Consider the following 16346-nt stretch of genomic DNA (forward strand, 5'->3'; position numbering starts at 1 on the left):
TAACAGCTCAGCCAAATCCACTTTGACTTGTATCAGAAAACCGCGTGGCCTCCCTGGCCTCAGGCATCCAGCAATCGGGATGAAACCCGCCCGTAAATGGCGGATTAAAGCTGTTGCATCATTTTGCGCACGCCCGCCACATGCCGCCGGCTGACGATCAGGGCGTCGCCGTTCAAGCCTTTGAGGAACAGCTGAAAATGCCCCAGCGGCGTGCGTTGCAGGCGTTCGATGCGTTCGCGGGCGACCAGCGCGTTGCGGTGGATTCGCACGAAGCGGTCGCCAAATTCATCTTCAAGGGCCTTGAGCGGCTCATCCAGCAGCACTTCGCCGCCTTCGTGGCGCAAGGTCACGTATTTGTGATCCGCAATGAAATAGACCACCTGACCCAACGGGATCAGCTCGATGCCTTTACGGGTTCGAGCGCTGATGTGGCTGCGTGGGCCGCTGCCACTTTCGGCGGCGGGACGGGTCAGGGCCGCGAGCTGGACGCGATTGGGCCGCTCGGCTTTTTTCAACGCTTCATGTAATTGTTCTGTACGCACAGGTTTCACCAGATAGCCTACGGCGCTGGCCTGTAAGGCTTCCACGGCAAATTCATCGGGGCCTGTGCAAAACACCACGGCGGGCGGGGTTTCGCGTTCGCACAATCGTGCAGCCACTTGCAAGCCATCGAGGCCCGGCATGCCGATATCGAGCAGCACGATATCGGGTTTGTGGCTGTCGATCAGAGCCAACGCTTCATCGCCGTTCGTGGCGCTAGGCTCCAGGACACTGTATCCCTCGAGTTCGCCAACCATTCGGCTCAGGCGCTCGCGGGCAAGGGGTTCGTCATCAACGATCAGGACATTCATATTGCGCTGGATTCCTGCGTGAGTCTCGCACAAGGATAGCGTAGACAGGTGAAGTGACGTCCGTCACCGCGATCCACGCTAAGACTAGCGCGAGGGCCAAAAAGTGCCGCCCGACCGACGGCTAAATTTTCATCTGTCGTGCGTTTGGCGGTCCTGGCCCGCATTGGCGAGGCTTCACCGTAGGGTTTGTTGATACACAATATGAACACCCCCTCTTCTTATGGTCAGCTGCAGCGTCTGGAAGTGCGCTGATCCTACTGTCCAACTGTAGACGGTTGCCGGCACGATATTGCTCAATTGAAAAATATCGTTGCGCAAATCACCTCGGCGTTGATTCGAGTATGGACCGCCACCTGAGAAAAAAACGTATCGACCAGTGTCACCGACAGGATTGGCAACCCTGTTATTATCCGCGACAGCTTTCTACGCCATCTTTCTTCAGCCGACACGAGCGAATTCATGAGCACTGACAAGACCAATCAGTCCTGGGGCGGCCGCTTCAGTGAACCCGTCGACGCCTTCGTCGCCCGCTTCACCGCCTCCGTCACTTTCGACCAGCGCCTGTATCGCCACGACATCATGGGCTCGATCGCTCACGCCACGATGCTGGCCAAGGTCGGCGTGCTGACCGATGCCGAGCGCGACAGCATCACTGATGGCCTGAAGACCATCCAGGGTGAAATCGAGGCCGGCCAGTTCGACTGGCGCATCGACCTCGAAGACGTGCACATGAACATCGAAGCGCGCCTGACCGACCGCATCGGCGTCACCGGTAAAAAGCTGCACACCGGTCGCAGCCGTAACGACCAGGTCGCTACCGACATCCGCCTGTGGCTGCGCGACGAGATCGACCTGATCCTGAGCGAAATCACCCGCCTGCAAAAAGGCTTGCTGGAACAGGCCGAGCGTGAAGCCGGCAGCATCATGCCGGGCTTCACTCACCTGCAAACCGCGCAGCCGGTAACTTTCGGACACCACATGCTGGCCTGGTTCGAAATGCTCAGCCGCGACTACGAACGCCTGGTCGACTGCCGCAAACGTACCAACCGCATGCCGCTGGGCAGCGCCGCACTGGCGGGCACCACCTACCCGATCGACCGCGAATACACCGCTCAACTGCTGGGTTTCGACGCCGTGGGCGGCAACTCGCTGGACAACGTGTCCGATCGCGACTTCGCCATCGAGTTCTGTTCGGCTGCGAGCATCGCGATGATGCACTTGTCGCGTTTCTCCGAAGAGCTGGTGCTGTGGACCAGCGCGCAGTTCCAGTTCATCGATCTGCCGGACCGTTTCTGCACCGGCAGCTCGATCATGCCGCAAAAGAAAAACCCGGACGTCCCGGAGCTGGTGCGTGGCAAGACCGGTCGCGTATTCGGCGCACTGATGGGCCTGCTGACCCTGATGAAAGGCCAGCCACTGGCCTACAACAAGGACAACCAGGAAGATAAAGAGCCGCTGTTCGACGCCGCCGACACGTTGCGCGACTCGCTGCGGGCCTTTGCCGACATGATTCCGGCGATCAAACCCAAGCACGCGATGATGCGTGAAGCAGCCCTGCGCGGCTTCTCCACCGCCACCGATCTGGCCGACTACCTGGTTCGCCGCGGCCTGCCGTTCCGTGACTGCCACGAAATCGTTGGCCATGCCGTGAAGTACGGCGTGGAAAGCGGTAAAGACCTGGCGGAAATGAGCCTGGAAGAGCTGCGCAAGTTCAGCGACCAGATCGATCAGGACGTGTTCGCCGTGCTGACCCTGGAAGGCTCAGTGAATGCCCGTGACCACATCGGCGGAACTGCGCCGGCACAGGTGAAAAAGGCCGTGGCTCGCGGCCAGGCGTTACTCGCCAGCCGCTAAACCGCTAAAAGCTTCGCGAGCAGGCTCGCTCCCACATTTGGAATGCGTTCCCCTGTGGGAGCGAGCCTGCTCGCAAAGCGGTCTTGAAGACGCGGTAAAACCTACTTCTTGCCGGCGACCATCGCCAAAAACGCTGGCATTGCCGCGTCCTTGTCCTTTGCAATCCGCTGCACATTCGGCTTTTCCCCCAGACGCTCCAGCAGCGCCTTGGCCGCCGGCATCTCCGCCAGCAAATCCAGGTCAAACAGCTTCTGCGCCACCGCACAGGCCAACGGCACGCTGTAGAGGAAATACAAATCCGCAATGCTCAGGCTGTCACCTGCCACATAAGGGGTGAACTTGCCGTGCCTGCCCAGTGAGGCAAACCCCAGCAGCAACTCGGCCTTGGTCTTGTCCTTGATTGCATCCGGCACCGTCATGCCGAAAAATGCTTCGGCGTAGCAGGCACGCCCCGGCAATTCGATGTACAGCTCGATTTCCTTGGCCAGTGCCAGCACCTGCGAACGCTCAAAGGGATCGCTCGGCAACAGCGGCGTACCTTTCTGGCTTTGTTCGAGGTATTCGAGAATCACGCTGGTTTCGTTGATGAAACCCTGTTCGACACCCAGCACCGGCACCTTCCCGCGAGGGCTGATGGCTAATGCCTCCGGGCTCGTCCCCGGGTAAAACAGGACCTCTTCAAATGGCAGTCCCTTCTCGAGCAGCGCCAGCTTGACCATGTTGTAGTAGTTGCTGACGGAAAATCCATAAAGCTTGAGCATCACATCGCCTCCAGGCCGTGCGGGGTTGGCAGGTGCCTTTTATAGAATGCCGCGACGTTTCTTGCCAGCAGCATCACAGCGCTGAATGCAGGTAAACTGGCCGCCTTAACTTGAGGAGCCTGCCATGAGCGAGCCAACCCCCGGCATCAACAACGACGAGATCGACGAAGAAGAGTTCGCCGAAAACACCCTGGTCGAAGCCATCGAAAACCAGATCGAAAGCGACAATCCGCCAGCCGCCAAGGCCACCTTCAACAAGCTGACCCTGGTGGGTTACGAACGTGAAGAAATCCTCAATCTGATGGCCCACGTTTTGGCCGTGGAAATCGACGCGATCCTCGAAGAAGACCGCGCGTTCAACACCGAGTGGTACGAAGCTGCGCTGCGTGCATTGCCAGAGTTGCCGCCCGAAAAGAAATAACCGCTACTTGTTGGACGCTGGCTTCTGTGGCGAGGGGGCTTGCCCCCGTTCGGCTGCGCAGCAGTCGTGAGCTTTTTGGGGCCGCTTCGCGACCCAACGGGACGGTGCGGCGATCCGACAAGCCCCCTCGCCACAGGCAACCTCCACAACCACAAAAGTCCGTTTCCACACAAATTGTCACCCATCAGTCCCGCCCTCCCCCAGACCCTGACTACACTGAACCCACCCCGCTGCCGCACCACCCACCGGGGAATGCTTCCCAAGGCGAAAAAACCCTGTCGCGAGCACTGGACATGCCGCCCGAGTGGGATCACCTTAGGGGCGCTGTCGTCCAATTCCTAGAAAGTCTGGAGTCCTTATGTCGCTTACCCCTGAGTTGGTTGCCGAACTGGAAATCCTCGCACTCTTCAACCTGGACAGTTCCCAGGAAGGTTTGAAAATTCATCAGACCGCTGCCCCGAAAGCCATTGCCGCCGCCCAAAGACTGTTCGACAAAGAACTGATCACCCAGCCAGATGGTGGTTATCTGACCAGTCTGGGTCGTGACGCCGCGCAAAATGTGCAAACCGTTCTGACCATTCTCAACGTGCGGGAAACTGCCTGAGCATTACCGTCGCGCCCACGGAAACCCCTGTTACGGGATTTCCGCGGGCACATTTCGTTACCTGCCCTGTTACCTGCCGTCGCCCCGCGTAAAAATCTGACGCCAGAAAAACAAAATCAGCTTAAAAGTCCTGGAGCCGAGGCGCTAAACTGCCCCTCATCCGCAGACAATCACGTCTGAGCCCCGCGAGCCGGTTTGAGCTGACATGACCCGCCCCCATGAAATCCGCCCCGATCTGGACGAGGGAATCGACCGCAAGGTTCTCAGTCAACTGCGCGCACGCTTTCTGAAGCTCAACGAAGGCCGCATGGCCCGCGCCATGGAAGGGTTGTCGACCCGCCAGCAAGCCGTTCTGACCTTGTTGCCGCTGTTTTTCCACGTCAATCATCCGCTGTTGCCGGGGTACGTTTCGGGCAGCACGCCGGCCGGGCTGTCGAACTACGAACCCGACGCCAACACCCTGGCCGAAGCCCAACGCCTGACCCGCTCGTTTTCTTATAAACCCCGCCATGGCAGCAATCCGCCGCGACCGATTCACGGCCTGTTCCTGATGGGCAGCCTCGGCACTCTCGCCCAGGCCGACCAGAGCGACATGGACGTGTGGGTCTGTCACGGGCCGGACTTGAGCGAAAGCGAGCTCGCTGAACTGCGCAAAAAATGCCAGCTCCTCGAAACCTGGGCTGCCAGTCAGGGTGCCGAGGCGCATTTCTTCCTGATCGACCCGACCCGTTTCGTACGCGGCGAACGTGATACGCAACTGAGTTCGGAAGACTGCGGCACCACCCAGCACTATCTGCTGCTGGACGAGTTTTATCGCACCGCGATCTGGCTGGCCGGACGCACGCCCATCTGGTGGCTGGTGCCCGTCTACGAAGAAGCGAGCTACGACCGTTACACCCACACGCTGATGTCCAAGCGCTTCATCCGTGCCGATGAAACCCTCGACCTGGGCCATCTGGCCAATATCCCGCCCGGCGAATTTATCGGCGCCGGGCTCTGGCAGTTGTTCAAGGGCATCGAGTCGCCCTACAAATCGGTACTCAAACTGCTGCTGATCGAGGTGTACGCCAGCGAACATCCCAAGGTTCATTGCCTGAGCCTGCGCTTCAAGCAAGCGGTGTTTGCCAATCGGCTCGATCTCGATGAGCTGGACCCGTACATCGTGGTTTACCGGCGCATCGAGGAATACCTCACCGCCCGTGGCGAACCGGAACGCCTGGAGCTGGTGCGCCGGGCGTTGTACCTGAAGGTCAATCGCAAACTCACCGGCAGCAACAGCCGCACGCAGAGCTGGCAGCGCTCGTTGCTCGAACGCCTGGCCCACGAATGGCAGTGGGATCATCGTCAACTGGCCCTGCTCGACAGTCGCAGCCAGTGGAAGGTCCGTCAGGTCGGCTCTGAACGCAGGGCCTTGGTCAAGGAGCTCAATTACAGCTACCGTTTCCTGACCCAATTCGCCCGCAACGAACAGACTGTCAGCCTGATCAACAAGCGCGACCTCAACGTACTGGGTCGACGGCTGTACGCAGCGTTCGAGCGCAAGGCCGACAAGATCGAGTTCATCAACCCTGGCATCGCCCCGGATCTGGCCGAAGACACCCTCACGCTGGTACACGCGCCGAACAAGAAAGAATCGGGGCAAACTCAGTGGGGTTTGTACAACGGTAGCCTGACAGCCCTCGAATGGGAGCATTTCGCACCGATCAAGCGCAGCCGCCAACTGCTGGAACTGCTGACCTGGTGTCACCGCAACGGCGTGATCGACAGCAGCACTCGCCTGGCCTTGCATCCCGGCACCAGCGACCTGAGCGAGTTCGAACTGTTCAACCTGCTCGGCAGCCTGCAACAGAGCATCGCGCTGCCGCTGACAACCGTCGCCGAAGAACCGTTACTGCGCGCGAGTGTGCCGAGCGAAGTGCTGATTCTGGTGAATGTCGGCGTCGATCCACTCAAGCACCACCGCGACCTGAACATCCTGATGACCACCGAGCGCACCGACTCCCTGAGTTACGCCGGCGTCCGGGAAAACCTGGTGTTGACCCTCGATCAGGTCACGCTCAACAGTTGGAACGAAGTGCTGGTCAGCCGCTTCGACGGCCCTCACGCGCTGCTCGACTGCGTGCGCGATTACCTCAACAACCTGCCCGGCGGGCTACAACAACCCACGTTGCGGGTTCGATGCTTCTGCCACAACCGCGCGCAATTCATCGCCCGGCGGGTCGAAGAGATCCTCGACACCGCGCAGAACCTGCTGTTGAGCCAGCTCAATCATCGCTACCTGATTCAAGTCCAGCAGCACTACCACGTGCTGGAACTGCTGCCCGGCCAGGTCAAACATATCGCCCTGGACACGCTGCCAGCGCTGATCGATTACCTGGGCGAAGAGCGGGCAAGCTACAGCCCGCTGCACCTGGACCCGATGGTACTGGAAGACCACGACCTGGCGCTGGTCCTGCCAATGGGGCAGCCCGATTGCATTCAGGTGTTCTACCGGATCAACGAATACCACGCCGACCTGTACGTGCTGGATGAACTCAATGTCCTGTGGCAGCAGCGCTTGCCTTACCACGACGAGCAAAGCCTGCTGGTGCCGCTGCAACGTTTCCTGCAATCGATCCAGTACCGACGCGACGCCTTACTGCCGATGGAAGTCGCCCAGCCCCAGAGTCTGGACATCCTGTATTACCAACTGCTGCCCTCCGGCCCCGTAAGGGCGCGTCGGGTCGAATCCCGGCCAGCGCCGCAAACCCCGGTCAACAAACCGTTCTACGACGTGCAGGCGATTGTCGGCAAAGCCGCACCGGGGCAGGTGCAGGTCACGTTGTATTGCAATCAGCGGGAATTTTCAGAGTTGGAACATGGCGAACGACTGTTCAGCGTGGTCGCCCGGGAAATCGTCGAGCAGCGCCGTGAAACCGAACGCTATCGCTGCTACATCACCGACCTGGACCTGTCAGGCCTGCTCGGTGATGGTCAGAGTTCAAGCATTTTGTATTTGCGCTACAAGGCTGACCTGGAGCGCGCATTGAACGAGGCGCTCGAGCAGGTCTGAGGATTTACTCGGGGAAGTGGCCGCCCTCGGCCGGCTGCGATTCGACTTCCAGCAGGGTCAGTTTCAGCGTCTTGCCGCCCGGAGCCGGCCAGTCGATGTGCTGACCAACCTTAAGCCCCAGCAACGCGCTGCCGACCGGCGCCAGAATGGAAATCTTGCCTTCGTCGGCATTGGCATCCTTCGGATAAACCAGCGTCAGGTGATAGTCCTTGCCGCTGCCTTCTTCACGGCAATGCACACGGGAATTCATGGTCACGACATCGGCGGGCACTTCATCGTGACCGACCACGCTATCGGCGCGATCCAGTTCGGTTTGCAGCGCGATAACGCCCGGCAGCGTGTCATCCAGGCTGTCGATCAGGCGCTCCAGACGTTGCACGTCCAGACGGGTAAGGGTGATTGAAGGTGCGGTCATGATTTGGGCAGACTCCTTTCTTCTGCACAGAAAAAGCAAAACCCCGCCAGAAAAAGGCGGGGTTTTCACGAGCCTCGATGGGTTGAGGCGTTTCTCGACACTATCACAGCTCAATAAATATACAAGTGAGGGGCGACGACACACTTTTGTAGCAGCTGGCGAAGCCTGCGTTCGGCTGCGTAGCAGTCGTGGGATCAGGCGAACGGTGCATCAGGAGTACCGAACATTCAGGTTTTACGACTGCTGCGCAGCCGAACGCAGGCTTCGCCAGCTGCTACAGGTCGCGTGAAGGCGTCAGGTGGCGGTCTTGCGCTGCGCCGCCTGGGCGCAGATGACACGCCGCCGCTCATCATCGGCCGAACGCCATTCGCGGATATCTTCGACATGGCGAAAACACCCAAGGCAGACCTTCTGCTCATCCAGCCGACACACGCCGCTGCACGGTGAAGCCACCGCCGGGCTGACATTGCTGTAGAGCGGTTTTGGCGCACGAACGGGCGCAGGCTGGGTCACGATCTCACAGACCTTCGAAATCGAGCTCGGCGTCAGCTTGCTGCTTGACGATGCGCTCAAGCATCTCGCCGAGTTGTTCGTCGCTCTTGTCACACATCCAACGCTTGCTCTCTTCGTCGTAATCGAAGTGGAACCCGCCGGACACGGCCGCCAGCCACAGCTGCCGCAGCGGTTCCTGACGACTGAAGATCAATTGGCTGCCGTTTTCGAACTTGACGGTGAGCACACCGGCCGAGCTCTCCAGATCGATATCCAGGTCACACTCGTCAAAAATATCCTCCAGCGCCTGCTGGGTGGCATCGACCAGGTCGTGGAAACGGGCTTCAGTCAAACTCATTGCGGGAACCTCAAAAAGTGTCTACTCACGCTCAAGCGCCGCAAGATACGGGCGAGCCCCGGTGATTGCAAAGGATAACGACCAAGGGCCTTTCCTACAGACCTGCAAACCTGTGGGAGCGAGCCTGCTCGCGATGGGGCCATCATATTCAACATCTTCGTTGACTGACACTCCGCCATCGCGAGCAGGCTCGCTCCCACAATGGATTGCACATAACTGGCAGGCATCGTGCGAAGCCCCGCCGGACGGGAGCCCCGTTGCATAGGCAAGCTGCCGGGTGGCCGGTATACTCCGGCGCAATTAACGCATTTTCAAGGATTTCGCCATGAAGCGCCTGATCTCTTCCCTTGCTGCGCTCGTCGCGGTTGCTTGCCTTGTGTCGGCCTGTGGTCAAAAAGGCCCCCTGTACCTGCCTGATGAAAATCAGGACCCTGCAGAGCAAGCCAAATCGTCGCAGCAGACTCCGTCGAAAGCCCACAAGCACGACGTCTACTAAGGGAACGCCATGGACGCTTTTAACTACCGTGACGGTGAGCTGTTCGCGGAAGGGGTTGCCCTGTCCGCCATCGCCGAGCGCTTTGGTACACCGACCTACGTTTACTCCCGTGCGCACATCGAAGCTCAATACCTGGCTTACGCCGATGCGCTGGCCGGCATGCCGCATCTGGTCTGCTTTGCGGTCAAGGCCAACTCCAACCTGGGTGTACTGAATGTCCTGGCGCGTCTGGGCGCCGGTTTCGACATCGTTTCCCGTGGTGAACTGGAGCGCGTACTGGCCGCTGGCGGCACTGCTGACAAGATCGTGTTCTCCGGTGTCGGCAAGACCCGTGACGACATGCGTCGTGCCCTGGAAGTTGGCGTGCATTGCTTCAACGTCGAATCCACCGATGAGCTGGAACGTCTGCAAGTCGTCGCCGCCGAGCTGGGCGTTCGCGCGCCGATCTCGCTGCGCGTGAACCCGGATGTCGACGCCGGCACTCACCCGTACATTTCCACCGGTCTTAAAGAGAACAAGTTCGGTATCGCCATCGCCGACGCCGAAGACGTCTACATCCGCGCCGCCCAACTGCCAAACCTGGAAGTAGTCGGCGTCGATTGCCACATCGGTTCGCAACTGACCACCCTGCCGCCGTTCATCGATGCCCTCGACCGCCTGCTGGGCCTGGTCGACCGCCTCGGCGATTGCGGCATTTACCTGCGCCACATCGATCTCGGTGGTGGTTTGGGCGTGCGTTATCGCGATGAAGAGCCGCCATTGGCTGCTGACTACATCAAGGCCGTGCGCGAGCGTCTCGACGGTCGTGACCTGGCGCTGGTGTTCGAGCCGGGTCGCTTTATCGTCGCCAACGCCGGCGTGCTGCTGACCCAGGTCGAGTACCTCAAGCACACCGAACACAAAGACTTCGCCATCGTCGACGCGGCCATGAACGACCTGATCCGCCCGGCGCTGTATCAAGCCTGGATGGACGTCACCGCCGTGCGCCCGCGCAACAGCGCCGCTCGCGCCTACGACATCGTCGGCCCGATCTGCGAAACCGGCGACTTCCTGGCCAAGGATCGTGAGTTGGCCCTGGAAGAAGGCGACCTGCTGGCCGTGCATTCGGCTGGTGCCTACGGGTTTGTCATGAGTTCCAACTACAACACCCGCGGCCGTGCCGCTGAAGTGTTGGTGGACGGTGATCAGGCATTTGAAGTGCGTCGCCGTGAGACGGTAGCCGAGTTGTTTGCTGGCGAAAGCCTGCTGCCGGAGTAAACCCATGCTGCTGCGTTTTACCAAGATGCACGGCCTGGGCAATGACTTCATGGTCCTTGACCTGGTCAGCCAGCATGCGCACATCCTGCCCAAACACGCCAAGCAATGGGGCGATCGGCACACGGGGATCGGTTTCGACCAGTTGCTGATCGTCGAAGCGCCGAGCAACCCGGACGTGGATTTCCGTTACCGGATCTTCAACGCCGACGGCTCCGAAGTGGAACAGTGCGGCAACGGTGCGCGTTGTTTCGCACGCTTCGTGCTCGACAAGCGTCTGACGGCGAAGCGGCAGATCCGTGTCGAGACCAAAAGCGGCATCATCGAACTGGATGTCCGCAACGACGGGCAGATCGGTGTCAACATGGGCGCACCGCGCCTGGTGCCAGCCGACATTCCGTTCGACGCGCCGGAACAGGCCCTGAGTTATAAGGTCGACGTCGATGGCACGGCGATCGAACTGGCCGCCATCTCCATGGGCAACCCCCATGCCGTGCTGCGAGTCAGCGACATCAACAATGCACCGGTGCATGAGCTGGGACCGAAAATCGAGAACCATCCGCGCTTTCCGGCGCGGGTCAATGTCGGCTTTCTCCAGGTCATCGACCGAAACCGCGCGCAATTGCGCGTCTGGGAACGCGGGGCCGGGGAAACCCAGGCGTGCGGAACCGGCGCCTGCGCTGCCGCAGTGGCCGCGATCAGCCAGGGGTGGATGGATTCGCCGCTATTGATCGACCTGCCTGGCGGGCGTTTGTCCATTGAATGGGCAGGCCCTGGCCAACCGGTCATGATGACCGGCCCGGCAGTGCGCGTTTATGAAGGACAAGTGCGTCTTTGAGAGAGTCGAATCCATGAAAGATAAGCCCCAGGTTCCCGCCCTACAGCCCGACGAATCCCCTTCCGAAAGCCTTGAGGCGGCGGCGATTGCCGCGTACCTGGAGGCTCATCCGGATTTCTTCGTCGAGCATGAAGACCTGCTCGCAACCTTGCGTATTCCGCACCAGCGCGGCGACACCATCTCGCTGGTCGAACGCCAGATGACGATCCTGCGCGACCGCAACATCGAGTTGCGTCATCGCCTCTCGCACTTGATGGACGTTGCCCGCGACAACGACCGCCTCTTCGACAAGACCCGCCGGCTGATTCTCGCGCTAATGGACGCCACCAGCCTGGAAGACGTGGTAATCAGCGTCGAAGACAGTCTGCGCCAGGACTTCCAGGTGCCCTTCGTCAGCCTGATCCTGCTGGGTGACAACCCGATGCCGGTCGGCCGCTGGGTGACTCATGCCGACGCGCAAACGGCCATCGGTGGTTTGCTCTCGGAAGACAAAAGCGTCAGCGGCAGCTTGCGTGAGCATGAACTGGACTTTTTGTTTGGCGAAGAACAGCGCAAGCAGATCGGTTCCACCGCCGTCGTCGCCATCAGCCATCAGGGCATCCATGGCGTGCTGGCCATCGCCAGCCGCGACCCGCAGCACTACAAGAGCTCGGTGGGCACGCTGTTCCTCAGTTACATCGCCGAAGTCATGGGCCGCGTGCTGCCACGGGTCAACACCTCCCTGCGCTCGGTACGCTGACCATGGAACGACAACTGGACGCTTACTGCGAACACTTGCGCAGTGAGCGGCAGGTGTCGCCCCACACGCTGTATGCCTACCGTCGCGACCTCGACAAAGTGCTGGGCTGGTGCGTCAAACAGAACATCAGCAGCTGGGCGGCCCTGGACATTCAACGCCTGCGCAGCTTGATCGCACGCTTGCATTCACAAGGCCAATCGTCCCGCAGCCTGGCGCGGCTGCTGTCGGCGGTGCGCGGGCTTTATCACTATCTGAACCGCGAAGGTCTGTGCGATCACGACCCGGCCAACGGCCTGGCACCGCCGAAGGGCGAACGCCGGCTGCCGAAAACCCTCGACACCGACCGTGCGTTGCAACTGCTTGAGGGCGCGGTGGAAGATGATTTTCTGGCGCGTCGGGATCAGGCGATCCTGGAGCTGTTCTATTCCTCAGGTTTGCGGCTGTCGGAGCTGACCGGGCTCAATCTGGACCAGTTGGACCTGGCCGACGGCATGGTTCAAGTGCTGGGCAAGGGCAGCAAGACCCGACTGCTGCCGGTCGGCAAAAAAGCTCGCGAAGCGCTGGAGTTGTGGCTGCCGCTACGGGCCATGACCAACCCGGCGGATGACGCGGTGTTTGTCAGCCAGCAAGGCCGGCGCCTCGGTCCACGGGCGATTCAAGTACGAGTTAAAGCCGCTGGCGAGCGCGAACTGGGACAAAACCTGCATCCGCACATGCTGCGGCACTCCTTCGCCAGCCATTTACTGGAGTCCTCCCAGGACCTGCGGGCGGTTCAGGAATTGCTCGGCCATTCGGACATCAAAACCACCCAGATCTACACCCACCTGGACTTCCAGCACCTGGCGACGGTTTACGACAGCGCCCATCCACGGGCCAAACGCATCAAAGGCGATGAGTCATGAGAATTCAATTGATCACCTTCGACCTCGACGACACCCTGTGGGATACCGCCCCGGTGATCGTCAGCGCCGAAGCCGTATTACGTGAATGGCTGACCGAGCATGCACCGAACCTGGGCGCCGTGCCGGTGGAGCATTTGTGGTCGATTCGCGAGCGGATCCTCAACAGCGAACCAAGCCTCAAGCACCGCATCAGCGCCCTGCGTCGCCGAGTCTTGTTCCACGCGCTGGAAGAGGCCGGTTACGACCAGGGTCAGGCTTCAGACCTGGCCGATCAGAGTTTTGAAGTGTTTCTGCATGCGCGGCATCAGCTGGAAATCTTCCCGGAGGTGCAACCGACCCTGGAGGCGCTGGCCAATCACTATGCCCTCGGCGTGGTCACCAATGGCAACGCCGATGTACGCCGGCTCGGGCTGGCGGACTACTTCAAGTTTGCCCTGTGCGCCGAAGACATCGGCATCGGCAAACCGGATGCGCGACTGTTTCATGAAGCGTTGCTGCGGGGCGGCGCGACTGCCGAAACAGCGGTACATATCGGCGATCATCCCGGCGATGACATTGCCGGCGCCCAGCAGGCGGGATTGCGGGCGATCTGGTTTAACCCGGCCGGCAAGGTTTGGGAAGCCGAGAAGGCACCGGATGCCGAGATTCGCAGCTTGACCGAGTTGCCGGGGTTATTGGCCCTCTGGAACGCCCAACACTAACCTTGAGATCACCGATATTCCCCTTGTGGGAGTGAGCCTGCTCGCGATAGCGGAGTGACATTCAGTATTTGTATTGCCTGACACACCACTATCGCGAGCAGGCTCACTCCCACAGGGAATCGACGCAGGCTCAAAAGTTTTGTTTTACCCATGAAAAAGCCCGCAGCGACGGCGGGCTTTTTCAGCAAGCAAGCGGCGGCCTCAGATAGGCCGGCTGCCGTACTTGTTGTCAGGCTTCTTGGGAGGATCGGCGACCACATTGGCCTCCACTTCCTGCACCTTGCCGCCCTTGGCCAGGAACTCTTCCATGGCCCGCGCCAGAGCATCACGCTCCTTGTTTTTCGCTTCGACGCTCGGCAGCTCATCGACCGACACCGCTGCCTTGGCTTTGCCTTTGGCGGTCGGAACGGGCGCTTCACCGCCATCGTCGTCAGCAACGTCTTCCGCTGCTGTTTCCAGACCTTCTTCGGTTTCGTCGTCGTCGCCTACTTCGAGGTCGTCGTTTTCCAGATCATCGTCGCTCATGTTCTACCTCATGACTTGCGAAAAGCAGATTAGTTATAGCCCAGCTTCGCCGTCTGTCGAAGGCCGCCGGAAAAAATTCTACAAACGCTGGTAACCAGCGGTTGATGCCTCTTCACCGTGCACGGTGGCGAGGACTTTACGGGCACCGCCAAAATCACGGTGCTCGCCCAGATAAACGCCTTGCCAGGTCCCCAGCGCCAGTCGGCCTGCCGAAATCGGCAAACTGAGCTGACAGCCAAGTACGCTGGCCTTGAAGTGCGCCGGGAGGTCGTCCAGGCCTTCGTCGTTATGCTCATAGCCGTCTGTTCCTTGTGGGATCAGACGATTGAAAAATCGTTCGAAGTCGCGACGTACCGCCGGATCGGCGTTCTCGTTGATGGTCAACGAGGCCGAGGTATGCTGCAGCCACAAATGCAACAGACCGACCCGACATGCCTTGAGTTCAGGCAAGCCGGCGAGTAACTCGTCCGTTACCAGATGAAAGCCCCGGGGCCTCGCCCGCAGGGTAATCAGAGTCTGTTGCCACATACAGTTCTCCGCACGTTCGGGGCGCATTCTAGCGCGCTCTGGGAAAAAACAAAGGCCCTAATATTCCTTCTATCATGTAAGCCATTGGCCGCAGAAAAACGCTCGTCGTAAACGCCTCTAAACGTGTACGAAAAAACCTTTCAGCAGTTCCTTCACTGACAAACTTCAGACAAAAAAATGCCCGGCAAGCCGGGCAAATTTTTTATGCGCGTGCTTACAAGTTGTAGCCGCGTTCGTTGTGGAGTGCCAGATCGATGCCGACAGCCTCTTCTTCTTCGGTAATACGCAGCCCCATGACGGCGTCCAGGACCTTGAGGATGATGAACGTGACGATCGCGGTGTAGATCACCGTGAAGCCCACGCCTTTACACTGAATCCAGACTTGTGCACCAATGTCGGTCACGGTACCGAAGCCACCAAGGGCCGGTGCCGCGAACACACCCGTCAGGATTGCGCCGAGAATACCGCCAATGCCGTGCACGCCGAAGGCATCCAGGGAGTCGTCATAACCGAGTTTGCGTTTCAGGGTGGTGGCGCAGAAGAAGCACACCACGCCGGCTGCCAGACCGATGACCAATGCGCCCATCGGGCCCACGGTGCCAGCGGCTGGCGTAATCGCAACCAGACCGGCCACAACACCCGATGCAATACCCAAAGCACTTGGTTTGCCGTGTGTGATCCACTCGGCGAACATCCAGCCCAATGCAGCGGCGGCGGTTGCGATCTGGGTCACCAGCATCGCCATACCGGCAGTGCCGTTGGCGGCGGCAGCGGAACCGGCGTTGAAGCCAAACCAGCCGACCCACAGCATCGCGGCGCCCATCAGGGTGTAACCGAGGTTGTGCGGCGCCATCGGGGTGGTCGGGAAGCCTTTGCGCTTGCCCAATACCAGGCAGGCAATCAGACCAGCCACACCGGCGTTAATGTGCACCACGGTGCCGCCAGCGAAGTCCAGCACGCCCCAGTCCCACATCAGGCCGCCGTTACCGGACCAGACCATGTGCGCAATCGGTGCATAAACCAGGGTGAACCAGACGCCCATGAAGATCAGCATGGCGGAAAACTTCATCCGCTCGGCGAAGGCACCGACGATCAGCGCTGGAGTGATGATGGCGAAGGTCATTTGAAAGGTGATGAACACCGCTTCAGGGAACAGCGCCGCCGGCCCGGTCAGGCTCGAAGGCGTGACACCGGCAAGAAACGCCTTGCCCATGCCGCCGAAGAATGAATTGAAGTTGACGACGCCCTGTTCCATGCCAGTGGTGTCGAACGCGATGCTGTAGCCATAAATGACCCACAGGATGCTGATCAGGCCGGTAATGGCGAAGCATTGCATCATCACGGAAAGAATGTTTTTGGAGCGAACCATGCCGCCGTAGAACAGCGCGAGGCCGGGAATGGTCATGAACAGCACAAGGGCTGTCGAGGTCATCATCCAGGCGGTGTCGCCGGAGTTGAGGACTGGGGCCGCCACTTCGTCTGCCGCCATAGCCAGGCTGGGCATTACGAGGGACAACAGGGCTCCTAGCCCTGCGAATTTACGCAGAGTCATATT

Annotated in this window: 18 protein-coding genes and 1 pseudogene; 10 read left to right on the plus strand and 9 right to left on the minus strand. The window is 60.0% G+C overall.

All coding sequences use genetic code 11. From position 1 onward, the window contains the following. Nucleotides 1-104: 104 nt before the first annotated feature. Entirely contained in the window at nucleotides 105-851 is a 747-nt protein-coding gene (locus BLW70_RS04100) for a LytR/AlgR family response regulator transcription factor (RefSeq protein WP_046045093.1), read from the minus strand. Next, a pseudogene (locus tag BLW70_RS31410) lies at nucleotides 848-1167 on the minus strand (sensor histidine kinase); the annotation flags it as partial. The gene BLW70_RS04100 and the pseudogene BLW70_RS31410, both read right to left, overlap by 4 nt. 143 nt (nucleotides 1168-1310) lie before the next feature. Between BLW70_RS31410 and argH the strand changes: the two are divergent. Beyond that, nucleotides 1311-2705, plus strand: coding sequence for an argininosuccinate lyase (gene argH, locus BLW70_RS04105; RefSeq protein ID WP_033060676.1), 1395 nt, complete (start codon nucleotides 1311-1313; stop codon nucleotides 2703-2705). 101 nt (nucleotides 2706-2806) lie between these two features. Here argH and BLW70_RS04110 read toward each other — a convergent pair whose 3' ends face one another. Next, nucleotides 2807-3466, minus strand: coding sequence for a glutathione S-transferase family protein (locus tag BLW70_RS04110; protein WP_074871892.1), 660 nt, complete (start codon nucleotides 3464-3466; stop codon nucleotides 2807-2809). Between the two features lie 124 nt (nucleotides 3467-3590). Between BLW70_RS04110 and BLW70_RS04115 the strand changes: the two genes are divergently transcribed. From BLW70_RS04115 to BLW70_RS04125, 3 genes are all read left to right on the plus strand, one after another. Beyond that, nucleotides 3591-3887 (plus strand): hypothetical protein, encoded by a 297-nt coding sequence (locus BLW70_RS04115; protein WP_074871893.1) that lies wholly within the window; start codon nucleotides 3591-3593, stop codon nucleotides 3885-3887. Nucleotides 3888-4245: 358 nt separating this feature from the next. Beyond that, nucleotides 4246-4491, plus strand: coding sequence for a TIGR02647 family protein (locus tag BLW70_RS04120; RefSeq protein WP_008150272.1), 246 nt, complete (start codon nucleotides 4246-4248; stop codon nucleotides 4489-4491). A 205-nt stretch (nucleotides 4492-4696) separates the two neighbouring features. Then, on the plus strand, nucleotides 4697-7543 hold the full coding sequence (locus BLW70_RS04125) for a class I adenylate cyclase (protein ID WP_074871895.1): 2847 nt from the start codon (nucleotides 4697-4699) through the stop codon (nucleotides 7541-7543). 4 nt (nucleotides 7544-7547) lie between these two features. Here the strand turns inward: BLW70_RS04125 and rnk are convergent, their stop codons facing one another. From rnk to cyaY, 3 genes are all read right to left on the minus strand, one after another. Continuing rightward, complete coding sequence (rnk, locus tag BLW70_RS04130; protein WP_074871896.1) at nucleotides 7548-7958, minus strand: nucleoside diphosphate kinase regulator; 411 nt, start codon at nucleotides 7956-7958, stop codon at nucleotides 7548-7550. 294 nt (nucleotides 7959-8252) lie between these two features. Further along, nucleotides 8253-8471, minus strand: coding sequence for a DUF1289 domain-containing protein (locus BLW70_RS04140; protein ID WP_074871899.1), 219 nt, complete (start codon nucleotides 8469-8471; stop codon nucleotides 8253-8255). Nucleotides 8472-8475: 4 nt separating this feature from the next. Beyond that, nucleotides 8476-8808 carry an iron donor protein CyaY gene (gene cyaY, locus BLW70_RS04145; protein ID WP_046053810.1) on the minus strand — a complete coding sequence of 111 codons (333 nt, stop codon included), beginning with the start codon at nucleotides 8806-8808 and terminating at the stop codon, nucleotides 8476-8478. A 325-nt stretch (nucleotides 8809-9133) separates the two neighbouring features. On the opposite strand from cyaY, the gene lptM reads away from it, so the two are divergent. The 6 genes from lptM to BLW70_RS04175 are packed head-to-tail and all read left to right on the plus strand — an operon-like array spanning nucleotide 9134 to nucleotide 13738. Continuing rightward, complete coding sequence (lptM, locus tag BLW70_RS04150; RefSeq protein ID WP_074871901.1) at nucleotides 9134-9304, plus strand: LPS translocon maturation chaperone LptM; 171 nt, start codon at nucleotides 9134-9136, stop codon at nucleotides 9302-9304. A gap of 9 nt (nucleotides 9305-9313) precedes the next feature. Next, a complete protein-coding gene (lysA, locus tag BLW70_RS04155) occupies nucleotides 9314-10561 on the plus strand; it encodes a diaminopimelate decarboxylase (RefSeq protein WP_074871902.1) in 1248 nt (415 codons plus the stop codon). A gap of 4 nt (nucleotides 10562-10565) precedes the next feature. Further along, nucleotides 10566-11396 carry a diaminopimelate epimerase gene (gene dapF, locus BLW70_RS04160; RefSeq protein ID WP_074871904.1) on the plus strand — a complete coding sequence of 277 codons (831 nt, stop codon included), beginning with the start codon at nucleotides 10566-10568 and terminating at the stop codon, nucleotides 11394-11396. Nucleotides 11397-11409: 13 nt separating this feature from the next. Next, nucleotides 11410-12135, plus strand: a complete 726-nt coding sequence (locus BLW70_RS04165; protein WP_074871905.1) for a DUF484 family protein — start codon at nucleotides 11410-11412, stop codon at nucleotides 12133-12135. 2 nt (nucleotides 12136-12137) lie between these two features. Continuing rightward, the gene (xerC, locus tag BLW70_RS04170) at nucleotides 12138-13037 is read left to right on the plus strand and encodes a tyrosine recombinase XerC (RefSeq protein ID WP_008150257.1); all 900 of its coding nucleotides are present in this window, start codon (nucleotides 12138-12140) and stop codon (nucleotides 13035-13037) included. After that, complete coding sequence (locus BLW70_RS04175; RefSeq protein WP_074871907.1) at nucleotides 13034-13738, plus strand: HAD family hydrolase; 705 nt, start codon at nucleotides 13034-13036, stop codon at nucleotides 13736-13738. The genes xerC and BLW70_RS04175 overlap by 4 nt, the downstream gene beginning before the upstream one ends. 201 nt (nucleotides 13739-13939) lie before the next feature. Here BLW70_RS04175 and sutA read toward each other — a convergent pair whose 3' ends face one another. The 3 genes from sutA to BLW70_RS04190 form a co-directional block, all read right to left on the minus strand. Then, a complete protein-coding gene (gene sutA, locus BLW70_RS04180) occupies nucleotides 13940-14263 on the minus strand; it encodes a transcriptional regulator SutA (RefSeq protein ID WP_046045079.1) in 324 nt (107 codons plus the stop codon). 78 nt (nucleotides 14264-14341) lie between these two features. Then, nucleotides 14342-14791 (minus strand): secondary thiamine-phosphate synthase enzyme YjbQ, encoded by a 450-nt coding sequence (locus BLW70_RS04185; RefSeq protein WP_074871909.1) that lies wholly within the window; start codon nucleotides 14789-14791, stop codon nucleotides 14342-14344. 214 nt (nucleotides 14792-15005) lie between these two features. Continuing rightward, nucleotides 15006-16343 (minus strand): ammonium transporter, encoded by a 1338-nt coding sequence (locus tag BLW70_RS04190; RefSeq protein ID WP_074871910.1) that lies wholly within the window; start codon nucleotides 16341-16343, stop codon nucleotides 15006-15008. Nucleotides 16344-16346 lie beyond the last annotated feature (3 nt).

The organism is Pseudomonas frederiksbergensis, from assembly GCF_900105495.1.
Taxonomy (GTDB): Bacteria; Pseudomonadota; Gammaproteobacteria; order Pseudomonadales; family Pseudomonadaceae; genus Aquipseudomonas; species Aquipseudomonas frederiksbergensis.